The following is a 17,233-nucleotide window of genomic DNA, read 5'->3' as shown; positions in this document are numbered from 1 at the left end:
GTGCTGCTGACGATCGCCGAGGCCCTCGTGCCGATCCTGGTGACGATGGGCTTCGGCTACGGTGCCGCGTGGACGCGCCAGGCCGGCCCGCCGCAGGCCTCGGCCATCAACCAGATGGTGATGCAGTTCGCGCTGCCGCTCAGCCTGTTCGTCGGCATGACACAGGCCTCGCGCTCGCAGCTGCTCGGCAACCTCCCGGTCGCCGCGGTCATCCTCGTCGCCTCGTGCGCGGGGTACGGCGTCACGCTCGCGGTCACGCGGGGGTGGCTGCACTGGGACCTCGGCCGGGCGGCGATCGCGGCGCTCCTCGTGGGCGGATCCAGCTCGGCGTTCGTGGGCACGAGCGTGCTCGGCTTCTTCTTCGGCCCGGCGACCACGAGCGTGCTCGTGACCGCGTCGTCGACCGCGATGCAGCTCGTCCAGGGGCCGATCACCCTCGTGCTGCTGTCGATCGCCGCCGAACGCTCCCCCGCCGCGACGGATGCCGCCGACCCGGCGGATCCGGCCGATCATGCCGCACCCGGCGGAGCGGTCTCGACACGGCACGGCGCGGGCACCGCGATCACCACCGCACACCGCCCGTCGTCCACCCTCGGGCGCCACGTGATCGCCGCCGTGCGGCAGCCCGTCGTCTGGGCACCCCTGGTCGGCATGGCGTTCGTGCTGTCCGGTGTCACGATGCCGGAGATCGTCACGCGCACGTTCGGCGTGCTCGGCGCCGCCACCGCGGGCGCCTCCCTGTTCGCGGCGGGCATCATCCTGCGTGCCTACCGGATCACCCTCACGGTCCCGGTCGGCGCGGTGGTGCTGGCGAAGAACGTGCTGGTCCCGGCGGCGACGTGGGCGGCGCTCCTCGCCCTCGGCGCCTCGGCGGGCGCGGTGCGCGAATCGCTCCTCACGCTCGCCATCCCGACCGCGTCCTACGCGGTGATCGTCGCCCTGCAGTACCGGTCCAACGTGAGGGAGACGGCATCCGTGCTGTTCTGGAGCACCGTGCTCTCCTTCGGCACGATGGCGGCGTTCATCGCTCTCACCGGGTAGGCCGGCGGGCGAGCAGTCGCCGGATCGGCCGCGCGAGCCGGGACAGCACGATCGTGCGGCGGAAGAACGCGACGATCTGGCGGGGAGCGTCGTCGGTGAACATCATCGCGAGCGAGTCCCTCGAGTCCCGCGCCGATCTCGCCCCGCGCGCGAACATCCGTTTCTCGTACGCGGCGAGCGCCGCGTCCAGATCGTCGTGGCTGAGGATGGCCCGGGCCAGGTCCGCGCCATCGATGAGCGCGAGGTTGGCCCCCTCGCCGGCGAACGGCGACATCAGGTGGGCGGCGTCGCCGACGAGCGTGACGCCGGGCACCCGCTCCCAGGTGTGACCGACGGGGAGCGCGTAGATCGGGCGCGGCCAGATGGTGTCGTCGCAGTCGCGGATGAGGTCGGTCAACGGGGTGGCCCAGTCGGCGAACTCCCGCAGCAGCGCCTCGCGAGCACGGGCGGGGTCGTCCCAGTCGATGCCGCTCGTGCGGACCCAGTCCTCCGGAACGCGCAGGCCGAGGCCGAGGGCGATCTGGTCGCCGCCGTGGCCGCCGATGTACTTGTTGTCCGAGAGCGCGAACAGACTGCCCTGGCCGGTCACGGCGAGCGCCTCGGGATGCCGGGTCGCGGCATCCGCGAGGCGGATCTCGACGATGGTGATGCCCGAGTACTCCGGGCGGACCGGGGTGAGCGCGGCCCGCACCCGCGACCAGGCGCCGTCGGCTCCGACCACCAGGTCGGCGTGCGTCGTCGCGCCGTCGGCGAACTCGAGCTCGTGGCCCGTCGCCGCGGGCCGCACGGCGACGAGCTTCGATCCCCAGCGGATGGTGCTCGGCTCGAGCGAGTCGACGACGAGCTTGCGCAGCACCGTGCGGTCGATCTCGGGGCGCCCGTTGCCGCCCTCTGGCTCCTTCTCGTCGATGAAGACGTGCGCCGTCTTGTCGAGCACGCGGGTGGACTCGCCCTGCGGGTGGGTCTGCGCCCGGAACGCGTCGTACAGCCCGGCGCGCTCCAGGGCGACCTGGCCGGTGGCGCGGTGGATGTCGAGCGAGCCGCCCTGCTGACGGGCCGCCTCGGAGGGGTCGAGTTCGTACACCGTGACGGGGACGCCGTTCTGCTGCAGGATGCGCGCGCAGACCAGGCCGCTCAGTCCGGCACCGATGATGGCGATGGTGGGCCGGGACATCAGAACGCTTCCCCCTCCTCCGGCTGCGCTCTCCTCGGGAGCAGCCAGACCAGTCCGAGGCAGAGCACCGCGATCGAGGCGACGACGAGCACGCTGACGATCACGGCCCGGGTGCCGCCGTGCGCGGACGCCTGGCCGAAATACACGGTCGTCACGACGGCCGAGCCGATGGCGGCCGCGAGCTGCTGCACGGCGCTCAGCGAGCCGCTCGCGCTGCCGGCCTCCGCCGGTGCGACATCCCCGACGGCGACGTCGTAGATGCTGCTGAAGCACGTGCCCATCCCGAGCCCGAACACGAGGAGCGCGGGAACCGTGTTCAACGCGTTCACCCCGCCGCCGGCGAGCACCACGGTGAGCAGGATGCCGCCGGCACCGAGCACGGTGATCGCCAGCCCGATGACGACCAGGGTGCGACCGAGCTTCGGGATCAGCGGCCGGGCCACGAAGGAGGCGAGGATGATTCCGACGACGAGCGGGAGCAGTCCGAAGGCCGCCTGCATCGCCGTGAGTCGAAGCGTGAGCTGGAAGAACAGCGAGACGACGAAGGTGAATCCGTTCACGGCGGCGAAGAACACCAAACCCAGCAGCAGACCGGAGGTGAACCCGCGATTCGCGAGCAGGCTGGGCAGGATCAGCGGGTTCGCGGCCGTCCGCTGCCGAATCGCGAACAGCACGAACGCGACGGCCCCGGCCGAGAGGGAGAGGATCGGGATGGTCGTCCAGCCGCTCGTCGAGCCATCGATGAGCCCGTAGATGAGGCCGAGCATGCTGAGCCCGAGCAAGCCGGCACCGAGCCCGTCGATCCTCACGTCGCTCGTGTCCCGGTCTGCCGGGAGCACCCGGTAGGCGGCGACGAAGCCGATCCCGCCGAGCACGATGTTGATGAGGAACATCGGCCGCCAGGTCAGGCCCGCGAGGTTCGCGTTGATGATGAAACCCGCGGCGATCGGGCCGAGCACGGATGCGCCGCCGAGCACCGGCCCGAACACGCTGAACACCGTCGGCAGCTGCTGCCGAGTCAGCGATGTGAGCAGGATGCCGATGCCCTGCGGGATCAGCAGGGCCCCGAAGCCGCCCTGCACCAGTCGAGCCCCGACGAGCATGGCCGGGTCTATCGAGACGCCGGCCGCGAGCGAGGCCAGCGTGAACCCGGCGATGCCGATGAGGAAGAGGCGCCGCTTGCCGTACCGGTCGCCGAGCCGGCCGCCTACGACGAGCAGCACGCCGAGCGCGAGCGCGTAGCTCGCGCCCAGCCACTTCACCAGGGACTCACCACCGCCCAGCTCTCGGGCGATCGTCGGGGCGGCGATGGTCGTGATCGTCGAGTCGAGCAGATCGAGCACGTCAGCGATGATCACCACGAGCAGGAGGATGCGCAGTCGCGGGCCGAGGTGCGAGCTCGCGGTCGTTGTGGCATCCGTGCCGGTGTCGGTCACGACCGTTCACCCGTCGCGCTGCGGGGCGTGTCCAGGAGCCCGTTGAGCAGCACGTCGATGCCCCAGGCGAATCGCTCGATGCCCGTGCCCGAGAGCATCTCGTCGCCCAGCGCGACGATGCGAGGATAGGCCCCTCCGGGGGTGATCGCGATGTTCGCGGCGAGAAGCGACAGCGCATCCGTTCCCTCGCTGTCCGCGGCGCCGCCGTGCTCGACCGCCGTGGCGGTCACCGACGCGAGCAGCAGATCGACGCCCCACGCCGCAGACCGGTCGGGCACCCCGCCCTCGCCGAGGAGTCCGAGGATCGTCTCGACGAGTCGGAAGTAGTTGGCTCCGACCGGATGCGTCGTCATCGTCAACCGCGCGATCTGCGGGTGCGCGACGAGCACCGTGCCGTACTCGGCCAGGAGCCGGTGAAGCCGCTCGCGCCAGGATCCGCCGGTCGGGACCGGCGCCATCCCGCCCAGCAGTGCGTCGAGGATCTGCGCGTGGAGGTCCTCCGTGTTGCGGACGTAGACGTAGAGCGAGGCCGCGCCGGTGTCGAGTTCCGCGGCGATCCGGCGCATCGTGACCTTGCTCAGGCCGTCCCGCTCCAGGATCGCCAGGGCGACCTCGATGATGCCCTCGCGGGTCAGTGCCGCTTTCGCGGGTCGTTCGCGACGACTCCGGGGCGCCGGGTCCGCATCTCTCGTGCTCATGCGCCGACCATATCACGAACACGTTCGTTACGAACATGTTCGTCGCGCCGCGTAGTCGATGGAGATCGGCAACGCCCATCCCGCCGTGGGCGCTCCGGGTCCCGTGACCAGCCGCCGCACAACGGATTTCACGGAGATCCGCGGGGTCGACCCCACGACGAGCGGGCTCTACGCAGTGCCGGCGACGATTCTCCGTGAAATCCGTTGTGGCGAGACGGGGGGTGCGGCCGCCGCCGGGCTAGTCGCCCGTGACCAGGCGGGCAGCGGCGCGCGCGGCGAAGGCAGCCGAGATCTCGGCGATTCCGCGGAACAGGGCGGCCGTGCTGACGAAGGTGACGAGAACAAGCACGCTGTTCGCGAGTGACGACGATGCGAGATAGCCCAGGAGCACCTGAAGCACGCCGGAGATGAGGCGGAGCCACCAACCGGGCACGGTGCGGATGTCGAACAGACTCGCGACGATGTCGTACGTGCCCGTGAAGACGAAGTAGAAGCCTGTCACAAGGGCGAGCGATACGAACGCACCATCCGGATCGAGGAATACGCCGATTGCGGCGACGACGAGCACCACGGCGAAGATGACGTGGAACACGCGCCATCCACCCACCGTGATCGTCGCACTGAAGAGCTCCCCCGCGGCCGCGAGCAGCACCATGATGCCGAATACGACGGCCACGATCGCGATCGTCGATGCGTCGAATCGCAGCACCACGAAGCCGATGATCACCCAGGCGATGCCCGGGATCAGCAGCAGCCACCATCGTTTGCCCACCCGATCCGCGACGGCCTTCAATGGCTGGGCGAGCAGAGGGAATGCGGACGACGTGCTCATGCGAGGGTCCCTTCGGTGTGAGTGGTGGGATCGGAGATGGTGCGGTTCACGAAGTCGAGCGCGACCCGGGCGACGTCGACCCATCCGTGATCGATGGTGAGCGAGTGCCCGCGGCCCGGGACCTCGACGAGCTCGGTGATCCAGGGGTTGCGGCGCTGCGCGTCGTACATGGCACGCGTTATCGCGAGCGGCACGGTGTGATCCTTCTCACCCGCGATGATGAGCAGAGGACCGCGGTCGGGGTTGCGGGTGTCGACCTTGGCTTCGGTCCACGGGTTGAGATTCGCCGTGGCCGCCTGGAAGATCGGGGCGCCCGAGGCCGGCACGTGGAACGTGTCGTACAGCTCGCGGGCTTCCGCGGGGTCGAGGTTGTTCGCCCAGCCGTAGCTGAACTGCTCGAACGTCAGGGCAACGGCTCGGTCCGCGTTGGCGGGGTTGCCGAGCACCGCGGCGCTCGACCTGAGCGCGGACACGGGCAGGGGCAGTACGCCACGGAATGGCGCCGGATCGATGCCGACGGTGGTCGCTGAAACGCCTTCGCCGGCGATCTTCTGGGCGATGAGCCCGCCGAACGAGTGGCCGACGACGGCGGGCTTGGTCGTGATGCGGCTGATCGAGTCGAGGTAATGGTCGGCGACGACGCCGATCATCTTGTGGGCGAAGACCTCGGGATCGCGCTTCGCCTCCGCGACGGTGTCGGGATCGTCCGGCCACCCGGGAGCGATGGTCGCGTAGCCGTTGTGCTCGAACAGCTCGCGCCACCTGTCCCAGCTGCTCGAGAGCAGCCAGAGTCCGTGCACGAAAGCCACGACGGGCTTTCCGGAGGCGTTGGCGCGTTCGATCTCGTCCAGTTCGAGCGGCGTCAGTCCCGTCATCGTTCTCTCCCTGCGGTGCGTCCCTCGTGGTGCGTCCGGTTCGTCGCGGACGTCGTGTTCGTCACGCTATTGACGGGTCAGCACGGCGGTCTTGCGCGTTCGTGCACGGAAATCTCCATTCCGTGCACAGCACGTCGCTCGGCGCCGCACTGGCCCACGAGCCGGCCGGCCGGCCGCGGTTCGCTGCCGGCCGGTCGGTGGTTCAGACGTAGTACGGGTACACCGGGTAGACGTAGTCGTCGTACCAGTACGCCGGGTAGCCGTAGTAGTCGTAGACGCCCGCGTAGTAGACGTCGTCGTAGACGAGCTCGGGGTCGTACGCCGGCGAGCCCGCGATCTTGTCCTTGCCGTGGTCGACGACGACCTCGTCGGTGGTGATCCACTTGATCGCGTTGACGGGGATCACTGACGTGGTCTTCTCGAACAGGTGTCCGTGGGTGACGACCATGGCCAGCACCCGGTTCTCCGACTGGTCGATCAGCAAGTCGTGCACCTTCCCGAGGTCGTTGCCGTCGTTGTCCTTGATCTGACGGCCGCGGATGTCCTCACCCGGGTCGAGGACGGTCTCCGCGGTCTGGCTCAGGCGCACGAGCTCGTTGGGGTTGAAAGCGGTCATGTCGATGCTCCTTGAATCGGTGACGAGTTGTTGTCGGCGACGGACGCGGGGCTCGAACCGCTTCGGCCTCGGGCCTCACCGGCTGCTGCCTGGTCTCGCGCTCAAGCTAGAAACCGGGCGGATCGGTGGTCTTGAACGCACGCGCACACTGACCCGCCATTTCGTGCAGTGGTCGTCTCGTTCCGCACCGAGCGCCGGGCCGCCGCACGCCGATTCTCCATTTCGTGCACTCGTCTTCCGACTCAGCAGAGCGGCGTCCTAGTGTTCGAGCTGACGCCGGAGCTGCACGAGAAGGGAAGAGGCGATGGCTCTGAGATCCCTGGATGACGTACATCAGCGAGATCGTCTCGCGACCATGCGGGCGTGGTTCGGCGACGGCGACGTGCCGGTCGACTTCCGCGTCGCGCACGATCATGGCCTGGGCGGTCACCTCGGTGCCGCCTCGATCGGCTCGCTCGGTGTCACCGAGATGCTGGTCACCGGCGCAGACGGATCCCTCCACCGGCGCACCCGCACCGGCGCCAGCGACCCCGACCTCCTCCTGGTCAACGTGACCGATTCGGGCACGAGCGCAGTGCGGCAGAACGGCAGCCAGGCGGCCCTGCCGCCCGGGCGCCCCGTGTTGACCTCGACGCGCTATGACTTGGAAGCCCGGCAGTGGAGATCGAGCCATCGATTCTCGATCGTCGTCCCCTACGCCGTGCTCGGGCTTTCCGCGCGGATGATCGATCCGCTTCTCGCGACGCGGCTCCGCCTCGAGGAGGCGTTCTACACGACGGTGTCCGGCTTCTTGCTCCGAGTCGCGCGTCAGGCTGCGGCCGGCGACGGCGCGCTCGCACGGCTCGAGACCCCGATCGTAGACATGGTGCGCGGCGTGCTCGCGGCGGCGGCCGGCGACGATCGTGCTGCACGCGCGCCGCTCGCCGAGACCCTGTTCCCGCGGGTGATGGAATACGTGAGTCAGCGCGTGTTCGACCCACGTCTCTCTGCCGCCAGCATCGCGCACGCACACGGAATATCAGTGCGCTACCTGTACACCGTTCTCGCTCGTGAAGGGGTGTCACTCGGCGACCGGATCCGCGAGAAGCGCGCCGGTGAGGCCGCGCGATTGCTCGCGGATCCGAGTTGCACGCTGTCGATCGCGGAGATCGCCTACCGCACCGGGTACGCCGACCAGGCTCACTTCTCACGCTCGTTCAGGCGCTGGTACAGCACGACGCCGCGCGAGTGGCGCCGCCTTCACCAGGCTGGCGCGGTGCTTCACTAGTCTCGGTCCCGTGCCGACGAATGGAGCGCGCCACCCGCTCGCGGCGGCGACCTGACCATGAACGCCTTCGCCCTCCTGCTGCTCTACCTGGCCGCGTACTCGTTCCTGGGATGGGTTGCCGAGGTCGGCTTCGTGCTCGTCGTCGACGGCCGTCTTCAGAACCGCGGGTTCCTCACCGGGCCGTTCGTGCCGATCTACGGCTTCGGCGCGCTCGCCCTCGTCTACATCGTCTCGCCGTACATCACGAATCCGTTCCTGGTGTTCGTCGCGAGCGTCGTGATCTCGAGCGCGCTCGAATACGCGACGCACTTCGCGCTCGACAAGGCATTCCACATCCGGCTCTGGGACTACAGCAACGAGCGGCACAACCTCCACGGGCGAATCTGCCTGCGCAACTCCCTGCTGTTCGGAATGCTCGGGCTCCTGCTGCTGTACGTCATCCACCCGCTCGTCGCCTCGGTGCTGACGGCCCTTGCCCCGACCGCGGCGATCGCGATCGCGTTCACGCTGTTCGGCATCCTCCTCATCGATGCGGCGAACTCGATCCGCTCGCTCGCGAAGGTGCGCCCGGTGCTCGACAGGATCGACGGCACGCTCGCCCAGGCCCACGACCGGATCCAGGCGGCGGCGAGCGAGCGGCACCAGACCTCCGAGTCTCGGCGCGAGGCCGGCGACGCGGCGCACCGCGGCACGATCGCGCGGATCGCCCGGGCGTTCCCGGGCGCCCGGTCGAACGAGAAGGGCATCCCGGGCTGATCGACTCGGCCCGGCCGGTCCTGGCGTCACCGGCACGACGCGGGCACGACGCCGGCGCGACGCCGGCAGGCCACACTTTCCGCAGAAGATCAACGTTGTCTTTGCCGAACCGACTGCTCATAGTTGTCGTCGGTCGAAGGGACGGATGCGTGGACAATCGGGCAGACAGAGTCGAGCACGTTCGGGACGAGCAGCGGGCGATCGACGCGATGTACGAGCGCCTCGACGCCGATGTGATCGCCAAACGCGCCGCGCGGGAACGGGCGCTGACGGCGCCGGTCGAGGAGCCGGGCGATGTCTACGCCCGGGATCACGCGGTCGCGACGCTGGCCGACGGCATCCGGCAATTGCGATCGGCGGAGCACTCCCTGTGCTTCGGGCGGATAGACCGCTCCGAGCACGGGGACTCCCTGCACATCGGTCGCATCGGCATACGCGCCGAGTCCGGCGCGCCGCTGCTGATCGATTGGCGGGCCGAGGCGGCGCGGCCGTTCTACGCGGCCACCATGGCCTCCCCGATGGGCGTTCGCCGGCGCCGGCACGTGCGACTGGAGGGGCGGCGGGTCGTCGAGGTCAACGACGAGATCCTCGACGGCACATCGCCGACCGCCGACGACCTCGTCGGAGACGGCCCGCTCGTCTCCGCGCTGAGCGCAGCCCGAACGGGACGGATGCGCGAGGCCGCGGCGACACTCCAGGCGGAGCAGGACGCGGTGGTGCGATCGCCCCACCGCGGGGTCATGGTCGTCGACGGCGGCCCGGGCACCGGCAAGACGATCGTCGCCCTGCACCGCGCGGCATACGTGCTGTACGCCTTCCCCGCCATCGCCGACCGGGGCGTGCTCGTCTTCGGACCGAATCGGCGATTCCTCTCGTACATCTCCGGCGTGCTGCCGTCTCTCGGGGAGAACGGGGTGGATCGCGCCACCCTGCCTGACCTCGTCGGCGCGGAATCGACACGGGTCGAGCCCGACCACGTCGCACGGATCAAGGGACGCGCCGCTCTCGCCGAGGGCCTGTCGCGCTGGGTACAGCATCGCCAGCCCCACGGCGTGCCCCTTCGGGTGAGGACCGTCGACGAGACCGTCGTGCTCGACCCGGCGAGGGTCGACGCCGGTCGCCGTCATGCCGTGGACGGCGGTCCCGGGCACAACCGGGCTCGCGAGCTCTTCACCGAGTACGTCGTCGACGAGGTCGCGACCGAGGTGGAACGCCGCATCTCGAAGGAGCTCGTCGATTTCGAGGAGGAGCTCGAGGAGCTCCTGGGCGTCAACCTCGACCGCTACGCGGGCGGAGCCGATCACGATGCCGGCCGGGACGGAGCCGACGATCCGGCGGGCGGATGGGAATTCGATCGGGACAGCATCCGCGAACAGGTCCTCGACGATCCCGCGATCGACCGGGCGGTCGCGCGGGTCTGGCCCCGGCTGCGCGCTGAGGATGCCGTCCGGGATTTCCTGAACGACAGCGAGGCCCTGTCCGATGCGCTCCCGGACGTTCCGCCGAACGAGATCGCCCTCCTCGGCGCCGGGGTCCACGACGGATTCAGCAGCGCCGATCTCGCACTCCTCGACGAGGCACGCGTGCTGATCGACGGGCCGCCGGAGACGACCTACGGGCACATCGTCGTCGATGAGGCGCAGCAGCTGACCGAGATGCAGTGGCGGATGCTGGTGCGTCGGTGCCCGGGCCGCTCCATGACCGTCGTGGGGGACCTCGCTCAAGCGGGCCCGGCGACGACGCTCCGGACCTGGGATGAGGCGCTGAGTCCCTTCGTCGGCGACCGGTACGCCCACCACCGTCTCACGGTGAACTACCGCACGACGACCGAGATCCTCGCGGCGACCGAACCCCTGCTCGCCCGCATCGCTCCCGACCAGCGGCTCTCGCGGTCGATCCGGCACGGGGAGCCGCCGCGCATCCTCGACGTCACCGAGGAGGCCGTCGACGCCCGGCTCGACGCACTGATCGCCCGCACCGCTCGGGATCATGCCGGCGAGCTGATCGGGGTGATCGCCACCTCGGAGCGCTCTCGCGGACTGCGGGGCCGGATCCGCGAGAGCGACGCGACGGTCGTCGCAGCACCGGATGCGCGCGGCCTGGAGTTCGACACCGTGATCGTCGTCGACCCGGCCGGCATACAGGCCGCGAGCGAGTCGGGTCTGCGCGACCTGTACGTCGCGCAGACCCGCGCCACCAAGCGCCTCCTGAGCCTGCGGCTCGTCGCGGACGCCACGACGGATGCCGCGGCCGGGCGACCACGGCGCTAGCGACCGGCGGCGCTGGCGACCAGGGCGGTCGCGGCGAGGACGATGCGCAGCCGGTTGGCCCGGTGCCAGTGCGCGGCGAGACGAGCGCGCTCGTGAGGCTCGGACACCCGGCCGCTCGTCAGCGGCACGATGACCGCGCGCACGAGGTGCCCGGTGAGCATCGCGCCGGCGATCGTGCAGGCGGCCGCGGCCGTCAGGCGCGCGCGCGACCCGCCGCGCGGCGCTCGACGTGCCGCGACGACGGCGGCGCCGACCGTCAGCGGCGCGACCGGGAGGTAGTAGCGCACGGGGCTTCCCGGCCCGAGGAGCGGTTCGTCGGCTCCGAGCCGCTCGGGCATCTTCACCACCTCCTCGTAGAGGTTGCCGAAGAGCCAGTGCGCGATGCCGAGCTTCGCGAGGGCCGGCACGATCCTGACCATCGGCTATCACACTCCAATCAACTGATTGATTGAAGTGTACGCCTCGCATCGCTACGCTGTCCGCGTGCCCGGGTCCGAGAGTCATGCCGTCGTCGTCGGCGCCGGGATCGGCGGCCTCGCATCCGCTCTGGCGCTGCGCGACGCGGGCTGGAACGTCACCGTGCTCGAACGGCGGGCATCCGACAGCGAGGCCGGGTCGGGCATCAGCCTCTGGCCCAACGCGCTGCGCGCGCTCGCCGAGCTCGGCGTCGACCAGGCGGTGCTCGCCGGCGCGGCGCTCGGCGGCCGCAGCGGCGTGCGCACCCCGGCCGGCGCCTGGATCGCTCGCACCGACATCGGAGGCGCCATCGCCGATCGACACGGTCTGCCGCTCGTGCTGATCCACCGGCAGCGGCTCGTCGCAGCGCTGCGAGAGCGGCTGGGAGCAGAGCGCATCCGCTTCGAGACCCCGGTGCACGGCGTCGAGGGCTCGGCGACGGATGCCGTGGTCACGACGACCGACGGCGTGCTCCGGGCGGATCTCGTCGTCGCCGCGGACGGCGCCCGTTCGCGGCTGCGCCGGCAGCTGTTCCCCGAGCATCCCGGACTCCGCCACGCCGGCTACACGACGTGGCGGATGGTGGCGCCCCGCACCGACGGGATCGAGGCGTCCGAGACCTGGGGCTCGAACGGGCGCCGGTTCGCGCTCCTCCCGCTCGACGAGCACCGGCTCTACTGCTACGCCACCGCGAACGAGGACCCCGGGAGCGCCGCCCTCGATGAGCGGGACGCCCTGCGCGAGCGGTTCGGCTCGTGGCACGCGCCGATCCCCGACCTCATCGACTCCCTTGCGCCGGACGCGGTCATCCGCAGCGACGTGAACGAGCTCAGTGCGCCGCTCGCGGTTCTCCACCGCGACCGGACGGTCCTGGTCGGCGACGCCGCCCACGCCATGACGCCCGACCTCGGGCAGGGCGGATGCCAGGCGCTGGAGGATGCGGTCACCCTCGGCGCCGTCATGCGCGGCGATGCGCCGATCGGCCGCGCGCTGGAGCGGTACTCGGCCGTGCGAGCGCCGAGGGGCGCGGACCTCATCCGTCGCTCCCACGCGGCCGGCCGGATCTACCAGGCGCCACCGTGGGTCGCTCGAACGGTGGCCCGCGCGGCCGGGCGGCTGCCGCCGCGGCTCACCGTCCGCGCCCTCGATCCGGTGCTCGCCTGGCGCCCGCCCCAGTTCGGCCCCAGCTCGAGCGGGTGATGGTCGAAGGGATGAGCCCCGTTGCCACGACGGGATACGCTCTTGTGCGCCATGTCGGCCCGACGCAGAGCCCTCGATCAGCGGTGCTCGGCGTCGGCTGATCCGTTCACTTGGGAAGAGTCCGTCGGCGGCGATGCGATATTGACGGCGGGCATCGTTCGCTGGGAGGCTGGCGGGGATCTGGAGGTAGGAGTATGCCGAGTGGTGACTATGCCGGTCAGGCCGCTGTGTGTGTGCAGACCATGACCCGCGCGATCTGAGGCCAACCCGCACCGGTGGCGTGCGGTGTTTTTCTAGCGAGCGCGCGACCTCCGCGCCCGCGCCGCAAACTCATCGAGCGCATTCAATACCTCTCGCGCCTCATACGCGCGACCGCGTTCGCCGGCGCCGATCTGATGAAGGATACCGTCCTCGACCAGCCGGTCGATGCCGTTCTGCGCGTTGCGCGCGCTGAGCTGCAGCTCCGAGCTGGCGAGCCTCGCGTCGATGACCGGCTGCCGTTGCAGGACGTCGAGTAGCCGGCGTCCTGCGCTCCCGGCGCGCGCGCTCGTGGCGGACTCCCAGCGCGATCGGATCGCGGTCAAGTCCGCTACGAGATGTCGTCCGTTCGCGATCGCGTCCGAGGAGCCTTCGGCCAGGGCGCGGATGATCGGCTCGACGTCGCCGGCGCGGTACGCCGTCAGCGCGTCGAAGTAGCCGCGCGTGCTCCTCAGCAGCCCGGCCGATACTGGCACCGTCACGTTGCGCGTCACACCCAGGCGGTGGAGCATCGCCTGGATCAGAGCGCGCCCGGTGCGGCCGTTCCCGTCGGGGAACGGATGCACGGTCTCGAACTGGGCATGAGCGATCGCGATCTGCGGCAACGCTGGCAGGTCGGTGCGGCGCGCGAAGGCCACGAGGTCTTCCATCAGCTTCGGAACTCGGTCGTGATGCGGCGGGACGAACGACGCGGTATGCGGGCTGTTCGAGTAGTCACCGCCGATCCATACCTGCTGATCGCGCCATCGCCCGGTGTGCTCGGGCTGATCGTCACGCAGGATCTCCGCCTGCATCGCGATGATGGTCGAGGTGTCCAGATCCTCCGCCATGTCGATGGCCGCCTCCATCGCCCGGACGTTCCCGACGATCAACCTCGAGTTCGGCCCTGCCCTACGGCCCAGCTCGGCCAGAGCGATGTTCTTGGCGGATGCCGTCAATTGCTCGATCTCGGAGCTGGCGGCGCTCTCGCTGCGGAGCAGGATCGCGGAGAACGGCGCGGCGATCGCCCCGACCTCGCCGTCGAAGCGCCCTAGGTCGATCGCGGCGTCTTCCGCCGCGACGACGGTCTCGTCGTCGAGCTGCGGCAGCCGGAGCGTGCTGATCGACGGTGGGACGGCGGCCTCGTAGGGACCCCGGGCATTCAGCTCGGCGCGGCGGGACCTCCCGCTGTCGGCATCTCCATGCCACTGCCGCCTCTCAGAGCCGATCGGCGGCCACGCCGGTGCAGGGCCGCCTCGTTGGATATCCGTCGCCACAAATAGAGCTTACCGATGGTTATGGGTCTAACCAGCGGTTACCTCCAGAGCCAAGGGATCGACCGGCGGGTGCTGCGGCCGGGCGGGCACCTGCTGGCGTTCGACGGGTCGCGTACCTGGCACCGGCTCACCCGACGCGCCGTGGGGACCAGTGTCTCGGTCAGCGCAGTCGGTGTTCCGCGGGGCGGATGCGCCATACCTCATCGACGGGACGCAGACTGCTGAGGAGCCGTCGCAGGACGCGCTCACGGCGGGCCGGATCCGGTCGCAGGTCGAGGGAGTCGTCCGTGATGTCGATCGACGCCAGCAGGGTCATCAGGTCTTCGGCGGTGATGTCCTCGCTGAGGATGCCTGCCTTGCACAGACGGGCTGTGAGCGCGGTGAAGGCCGCTCGCGTCCGCTCTTTAGCGGCGATGAGGGCGCCGTCGAACTCAGCGTCGAGCGAGTGGGTGATCGAGCAGGTGACCTCGCGGATTCGTATGTAGTCGATGGCGAAGCTCTCAAAGCCAGACCAGGAAGCGCTGGTCTCGTCACTGTCAGCCTGCGCGTTGACCTCATCGAGCAGGTCGAGCACCGTCGCAGCGAGCAGGGTCTCCTTGCGCAGAGCGCGCCGGTAGAGGGTGCCCACCCCGACGCCGGCTCGTTCGGCGATCTGCGCGGCCGCCGGGTTCAGGTCGCCCGCTGTCACGAGCTCACGGGTCGCGCTCAGCAGCGCGTCGACGTTGCGCTCGGCATCGGCGCGAGGCGAACTGTCGCCGAGGAGGAGCCGGCGGGCCTGGGAAGCGACTGGCATGCCGCGATCATATCGAAATGGACGATGACCTTCCGCTTGTGTAGCGTTGCAAATCGGAAGATAATCGTCCGTTTAGGAGTGTTCGTGGGCAGCAACGATTCGCGCTCGCCGGGTCTCGTACTCGTCGCGTTGGCATCGGGGTTCGTCATGGCCTCGATCGACGCGACGGTGGTCAACGTCGCGGTCCCGGCGATAGCGGAGAGCTTCGGCAGCTCACTCGTGGAGCTGACCTGGGTCGTGGACGTCTACGTGCTGACGTTCGCGTCGCTGCTGCTGCTGCTGGGCGGCAGCCTGGCGACGTCCTTCGGGAGCCGGCGGCTGTACCTGATCGGCATGGGCGTGTTCCTCATGGCTTCCATCGCCTGTGCGTTCGCACCGACAGGCGGGGCGCTGATCGGTGCACGCGCCGTCGAAGGCGTCGGGGCCGCCCTGTTCATGCCAAGCTCGCTGTCCTTGCTCGTCCGAACCTTCACCGAGCCTGCTCGGCGTGCCAAGATGCTCGGCCTGTGGTCGGCGATGGTCGCCACGGCTGCCGCCGTCGGTCCCACGCTGGGCGGAGTGCTCGTCAGCACGTTCGGGTGGCGCAGCATCTTCCTGATCAATGTGCCGGTCGTCATCGTCGGCATGCTGCTGGCGGTCAGGGTCGTTCCCGCCGATGTCGGCAGCGGCGCACGAGTATCGACACTCGGGCATGTGCTGCTCTTCGCCACGGTCGCTTCCGGTGCCTATGTGCTCATCGAAGGCCACAGCGCCGGCGTCGTGGCGATCCCGGTCGTCCTCGCCCTCTCGTTCCTGATGCTCGGCGTCGCCGCCCTGCCGATCCAACAACGCCGGACACGGACACCCGTGATGCCGTGGCACCTCTTCGCCCGCGCGTCGTTTGCCGTTCCCAACATCGTCGGATTCCTCTACAGCGGCGCACTCTACGGAGCCCTCTACCTAATGGGGCTGTTCTTCCAGAACGCTCGCGGGCTGAGTGCATTGCATGCGGGACTGCTGCTGCTGCCCATGACGATGTTCTTCCCCGTTGGGAACGTCGTCTACACGCGCATCCACCACCGCGTCGGCAACGCGACGATCATGGCGACGTGCCTGCTCATCGCCGGGCTCGCCACATTGCTGCTGACCGGAGTCGAACCGAGCACACCGTATTGGTACATAGCCCTCGTGCTGGCCGCGGCCAGCAGCGGCGCCGGCTTGGTGACCGCGGCGATGACGGCGGCGACTGTGCAGGCGGCCGGTGACGAGAATGCCAACCACGCGGGCGCCGTCGTGAACACCAACCGGCAACTTGGTGTCCTGGTCGGCATCGCCGCGATCGGGCGCGTGCCGCAGACCACCGCGAGCTGGTACGACGGGCTGCACCTCGCGCTCGCCATCGTGGCCGCCGCCTATCTGGCGGCCGGCGCCGCCGCGCTCATCCTCGCCCGGCGCGGGTCAACATCCACGGCACCGCAGGCTCCCTCCCCATGCGGCGATTGTTCGACCTGATCCGGCCGCATGTCTCGGCCAATCCACGATCAAGGAGCAAAACCTGCGACGGCGTTCTCTCCGATCCTCGCTCGCACGTCGACACTGCATGCGCACGTGGTCCCCGTTGCCTATGACTGCGTGAAGCTGATCTTCGTCCGGTCGGGCTCGGCAATCCGGCTCTTCGCGGTCAAGTCCCGTGGGGTGGTGTCACTTTGTCGTTCCCTGTGGTGGGTGGTGGTCAGGCGGTGAGGTAGAGGTCGGGGCGTGCGGGCTCGGCGGTCTCGTGCAGGGTGTGGAGGAGTTTGCGCATCGAGACGTCGGAGAGATAGCGGCGTTCGCCGTATTGCCATTCCTCGTGCTGTTCGTGCAGGACGGCGCCGATGAGGCGGGTCACGCTGTCGCGGTCGGGGAAGATCTGGACGACGTCGGCGCGGCGTTTGATCTCGCGGTTGAGGCGTTCGATGGGGTTGTTCGACCAGACTTTCTGCCAGTGCTCGCGGGGCAGCGCCGCGAACCCGGTCAGGTCTGCCTCGGCGGCCTCGAGCATGACGGTGATCTCGGGGAAGGAGGAGCGGAGGCTGTCGGTGACGGCCTTGTATTGGGCGGTGACGGCTTCGGTCGTGGTCTGCGCGAAGACCGTCGAGATCAGCGCGTTGACCGGCTTGGATCGGGCGGAAACCGAGTTTCTGGGTGATGTTGCGGGCGAAGTGGACCCGACAACGTTGCCATCCGGCGCCGGGCAGGATCGCTTTGACTGCGGCTTTCAGGCCGGCGTGCGCGTCGCTGGTGACCAGGGCCACCCCGAGCGGGTCCGTGTCGGTGGCGACCTTCA

Annotated in this window: 15 protein-coding genes and 1 pseudogene; 6 read left to right on the top strand and 10 right to left on the bottom strand. The window is 69.6% G+C overall.

What is annotated here, in order from left to right; all coding sequences use genetic code 11:
• Positions 1–1,041: an AEC family transporter gene (locus QT381_RS03100; protein WP_289247266.1), complete on the top strand. Its 1,041-nt coding sequence runs from the start codon at positions 1–3 to the stop codon at positions 1,039–1,041.
• On the opposite strand, the gene QT381_RS03095 is transcribed toward QT381_RS03100, so the two are convergent.
• The 6 genes from QT381_RS03095 to QT381_RS03070 all read right to left on the bottom strand — a co-directional run bounded on the left by QT381_RS03095 (position 1,031) and on the right by QT381_RS03070 (position 6,672).
• Positions 1,031–2,215 carry an FAD-dependent oxidoreductase gene (locus tag QT381_RS03095; RefSeq protein WP_289247265.1) on the bottom strand — a complete coding sequence of 395 codons (1,185 nt, stop codon included), beginning with the start codon at positions 2,213–2,215 and terminating at the stop codon, positions 1,031–1,033. The genes QT381_RS03100 and QT381_RS03095 overlap by 11 nt on opposite strands.
• The gene (locus QT381_RS03090; protein ID WP_289247264.1) at positions 2,215–3,651 is read right to left on the bottom strand and encodes an MFS transporter; all 1,437 of its coding nucleotides are present in this window, start codon (positions 3,649–3,651) and stop codon (positions 2,215–2,217) included. Before QT381_RS03090 ends, QT381_RS03095 begins: the two co-directional genes overlap by 1 nt.
• A complete protein-coding gene (locus QT381_RS03085) occupies positions 3,648–4,349 on the bottom strand; it encodes a TetR/AcrR family transcriptional regulator (protein WP_289247263.1) in 702 nt (233 codons plus the stop codon). The genes QT381_RS03090 and QT381_RS03085 overlap by 4 nt, the downstream gene beginning before the upstream one ends.
• A 238-nt stretch (positions 4,350–4,587) precedes the next feature.
• Positions 4,588–5,181: an HdeD family acid-resistance protein gene (locus QT381_RS03080; RefSeq protein ID WP_289247262.1), complete on the bottom strand. Its 594-nt coding sequence runs from the start codon at positions 5,179–5,181 to the stop codon at positions 4,588–4,590.
• Positions 5,178–6,056 carry an alpha/beta hydrolase gene (locus tag QT381_RS03075; RefSeq protein ID WP_289247261.1) on the bottom strand — a complete coding sequence of 293 codons (879 nt, stop codon included), beginning with the start codon at positions 6,054–6,056 and terminating at the stop codon, positions 5,178–5,180. The genes QT381_RS03080 and QT381_RS03075 overlap by 4 nt, the downstream gene beginning before the upstream one ends.
• Positions 6,057–6,258: 202 nt before the next feature.
• Entirely contained in the window at positions 6,259–6,672 is a 414-nt protein-coding gene (locus QT381_RS03070; RefSeq protein WP_289247260.1) for a PRC-barrel domain-containing protein, read from the bottom strand.
• A 304-nt stretch (positions 6,673–6,976) separates the two neighbouring features.
• On the opposite strand from QT381_RS03070, the gene QT381_RS03065 reads away from it, so the two are divergent.
• The 3 genes from QT381_RS03065 to QT381_RS03055 all read left to right on the top strand — a co-directional run bounded on the left by QT381_RS03065 (position 6,977) and on the right by QT381_RS03055 (position 10,965).
• Positions 6,977–7,939: an AraC family transcriptional regulator gene (locus tag QT381_RS03065; protein ID WP_289247259.1), complete on the top strand. Its 963-nt coding sequence runs from the start codon at positions 6,977–6,979 to the stop codon at positions 7,937–7,939.
• A gap of 57 nt (positions 7,940–7,996) precedes the next feature.
• The gene (locus QT381_RS03060) at positions 7,997–8,695 is read left to right on the top strand and encodes a putative ABC transporter permease (protein ID WP_289247258.1); all 699 of its coding nucleotides are present in this window, start codon (positions 7,997–7,999) and stop codon (positions 8,693–8,695) included.
• A gap of 149 nt (positions 8,696–8,844) precedes the next feature.
• Positions 8,845–10,965, top strand: coding sequence for a HelD family protein (locus QT381_RS03055; RefSeq protein ID WP_289247257.1), 2,121 nt, complete (start codon positions 8,845–8,847; stop codon positions 10,963–10,965).
• Here the strand turns inward: QT381_RS03055 and QT381_RS03050 are convergent.
• Entirely contained in the window at positions 10,962–11,384 is a 423-nt protein-coding gene (locus QT381_RS03050) for a DUF1772 domain-containing protein (RefSeq protein ID WP_289247256.1), read from the bottom strand. The genes QT381_RS03055 and QT381_RS03050 overlap by 4 nt on opposite strands.
• Before the next feature lie 64 nt (positions 11,385–11,448).
• On the opposite strand from QT381_RS03050, the gene QT381_RS03045 reads away from it, so the two are divergent.
• Complete coding sequence (locus tag QT381_RS03045; protein WP_289247255.1) at positions 11,449–12,621, top strand: FAD-dependent oxidoreductase; 1,173 nt, start codon at positions 11,449–11,451, stop codon at positions 12,619–12,621.
• Positions 12,622–12,914: 293 nt separating this feature from the next.
• Here QT381_RS03045 and QT381_RS03040 read toward each other — a convergent pair whose 3' ends face one another.
• Together QT381_RS03040 and QT381_RS03035 are read right to left on the bottom strand one after the other, a co-directional pair.
• Positions 12,915–14,135, bottom strand: coding sequence for a Fic family protein (locus QT381_RS03040; protein ID WP_289247254.1), 1,221 nt, complete (start codon positions 14,133–14,135; stop codon positions 12,915–12,917).
• A gap of 160 nt (positions 14,136–14,295) precedes the next feature.
• Positions 14,296–14,928 (bottom strand): TetR/AcrR family transcriptional regulator, encoded by a 633-nt coding sequence (locus QT381_RS03035; RefSeq protein ID WP_289247253.1) that lies wholly within the window; start codon positions 14,926–14,928, stop codon positions 14,296–14,298.
• Positions 14,929–15,012: 84 nt separating this feature from the next.
• Here QT381_RS03035 and QT381_RS03030 point away from each other — a divergent pair, with 84 nt between their 5' ends.
• Positions 15,013–16,419 carry an MFS transporter gene (locus tag QT381_RS03030; protein WP_289247252.1) on the top strand — a complete coding sequence of 469 codons (1,407 nt, stop codon included), beginning with the start codon at positions 15,013–15,015 and terminating at the stop codon, positions 16,417–16,419.
• Between the two features lie 220 nt (positions 16,420–16,639).
• Here the strand turns inward: QT381_RS03030 and QT381_RS03025 are convergent.
• Positions 16,640–17,233 (bottom strand): annotated as a pseudogene (locus tag QT381_RS03025) (transposase); the annotation flags it as partial.

Origin of the sequence: Galbitalea sp. SE-J8, assembly GCF_030345695.1 — a bacterium.
In the GTDB taxonomy this organism is placed as follows: Bacteria; Actinomycetota; Actinomycetes; order Actinomycetales; family Microbacteriaceae; genus JAUASV01.
This window is presented reverse-complemented; position numbering and strand designations above follow the sequence as displayed.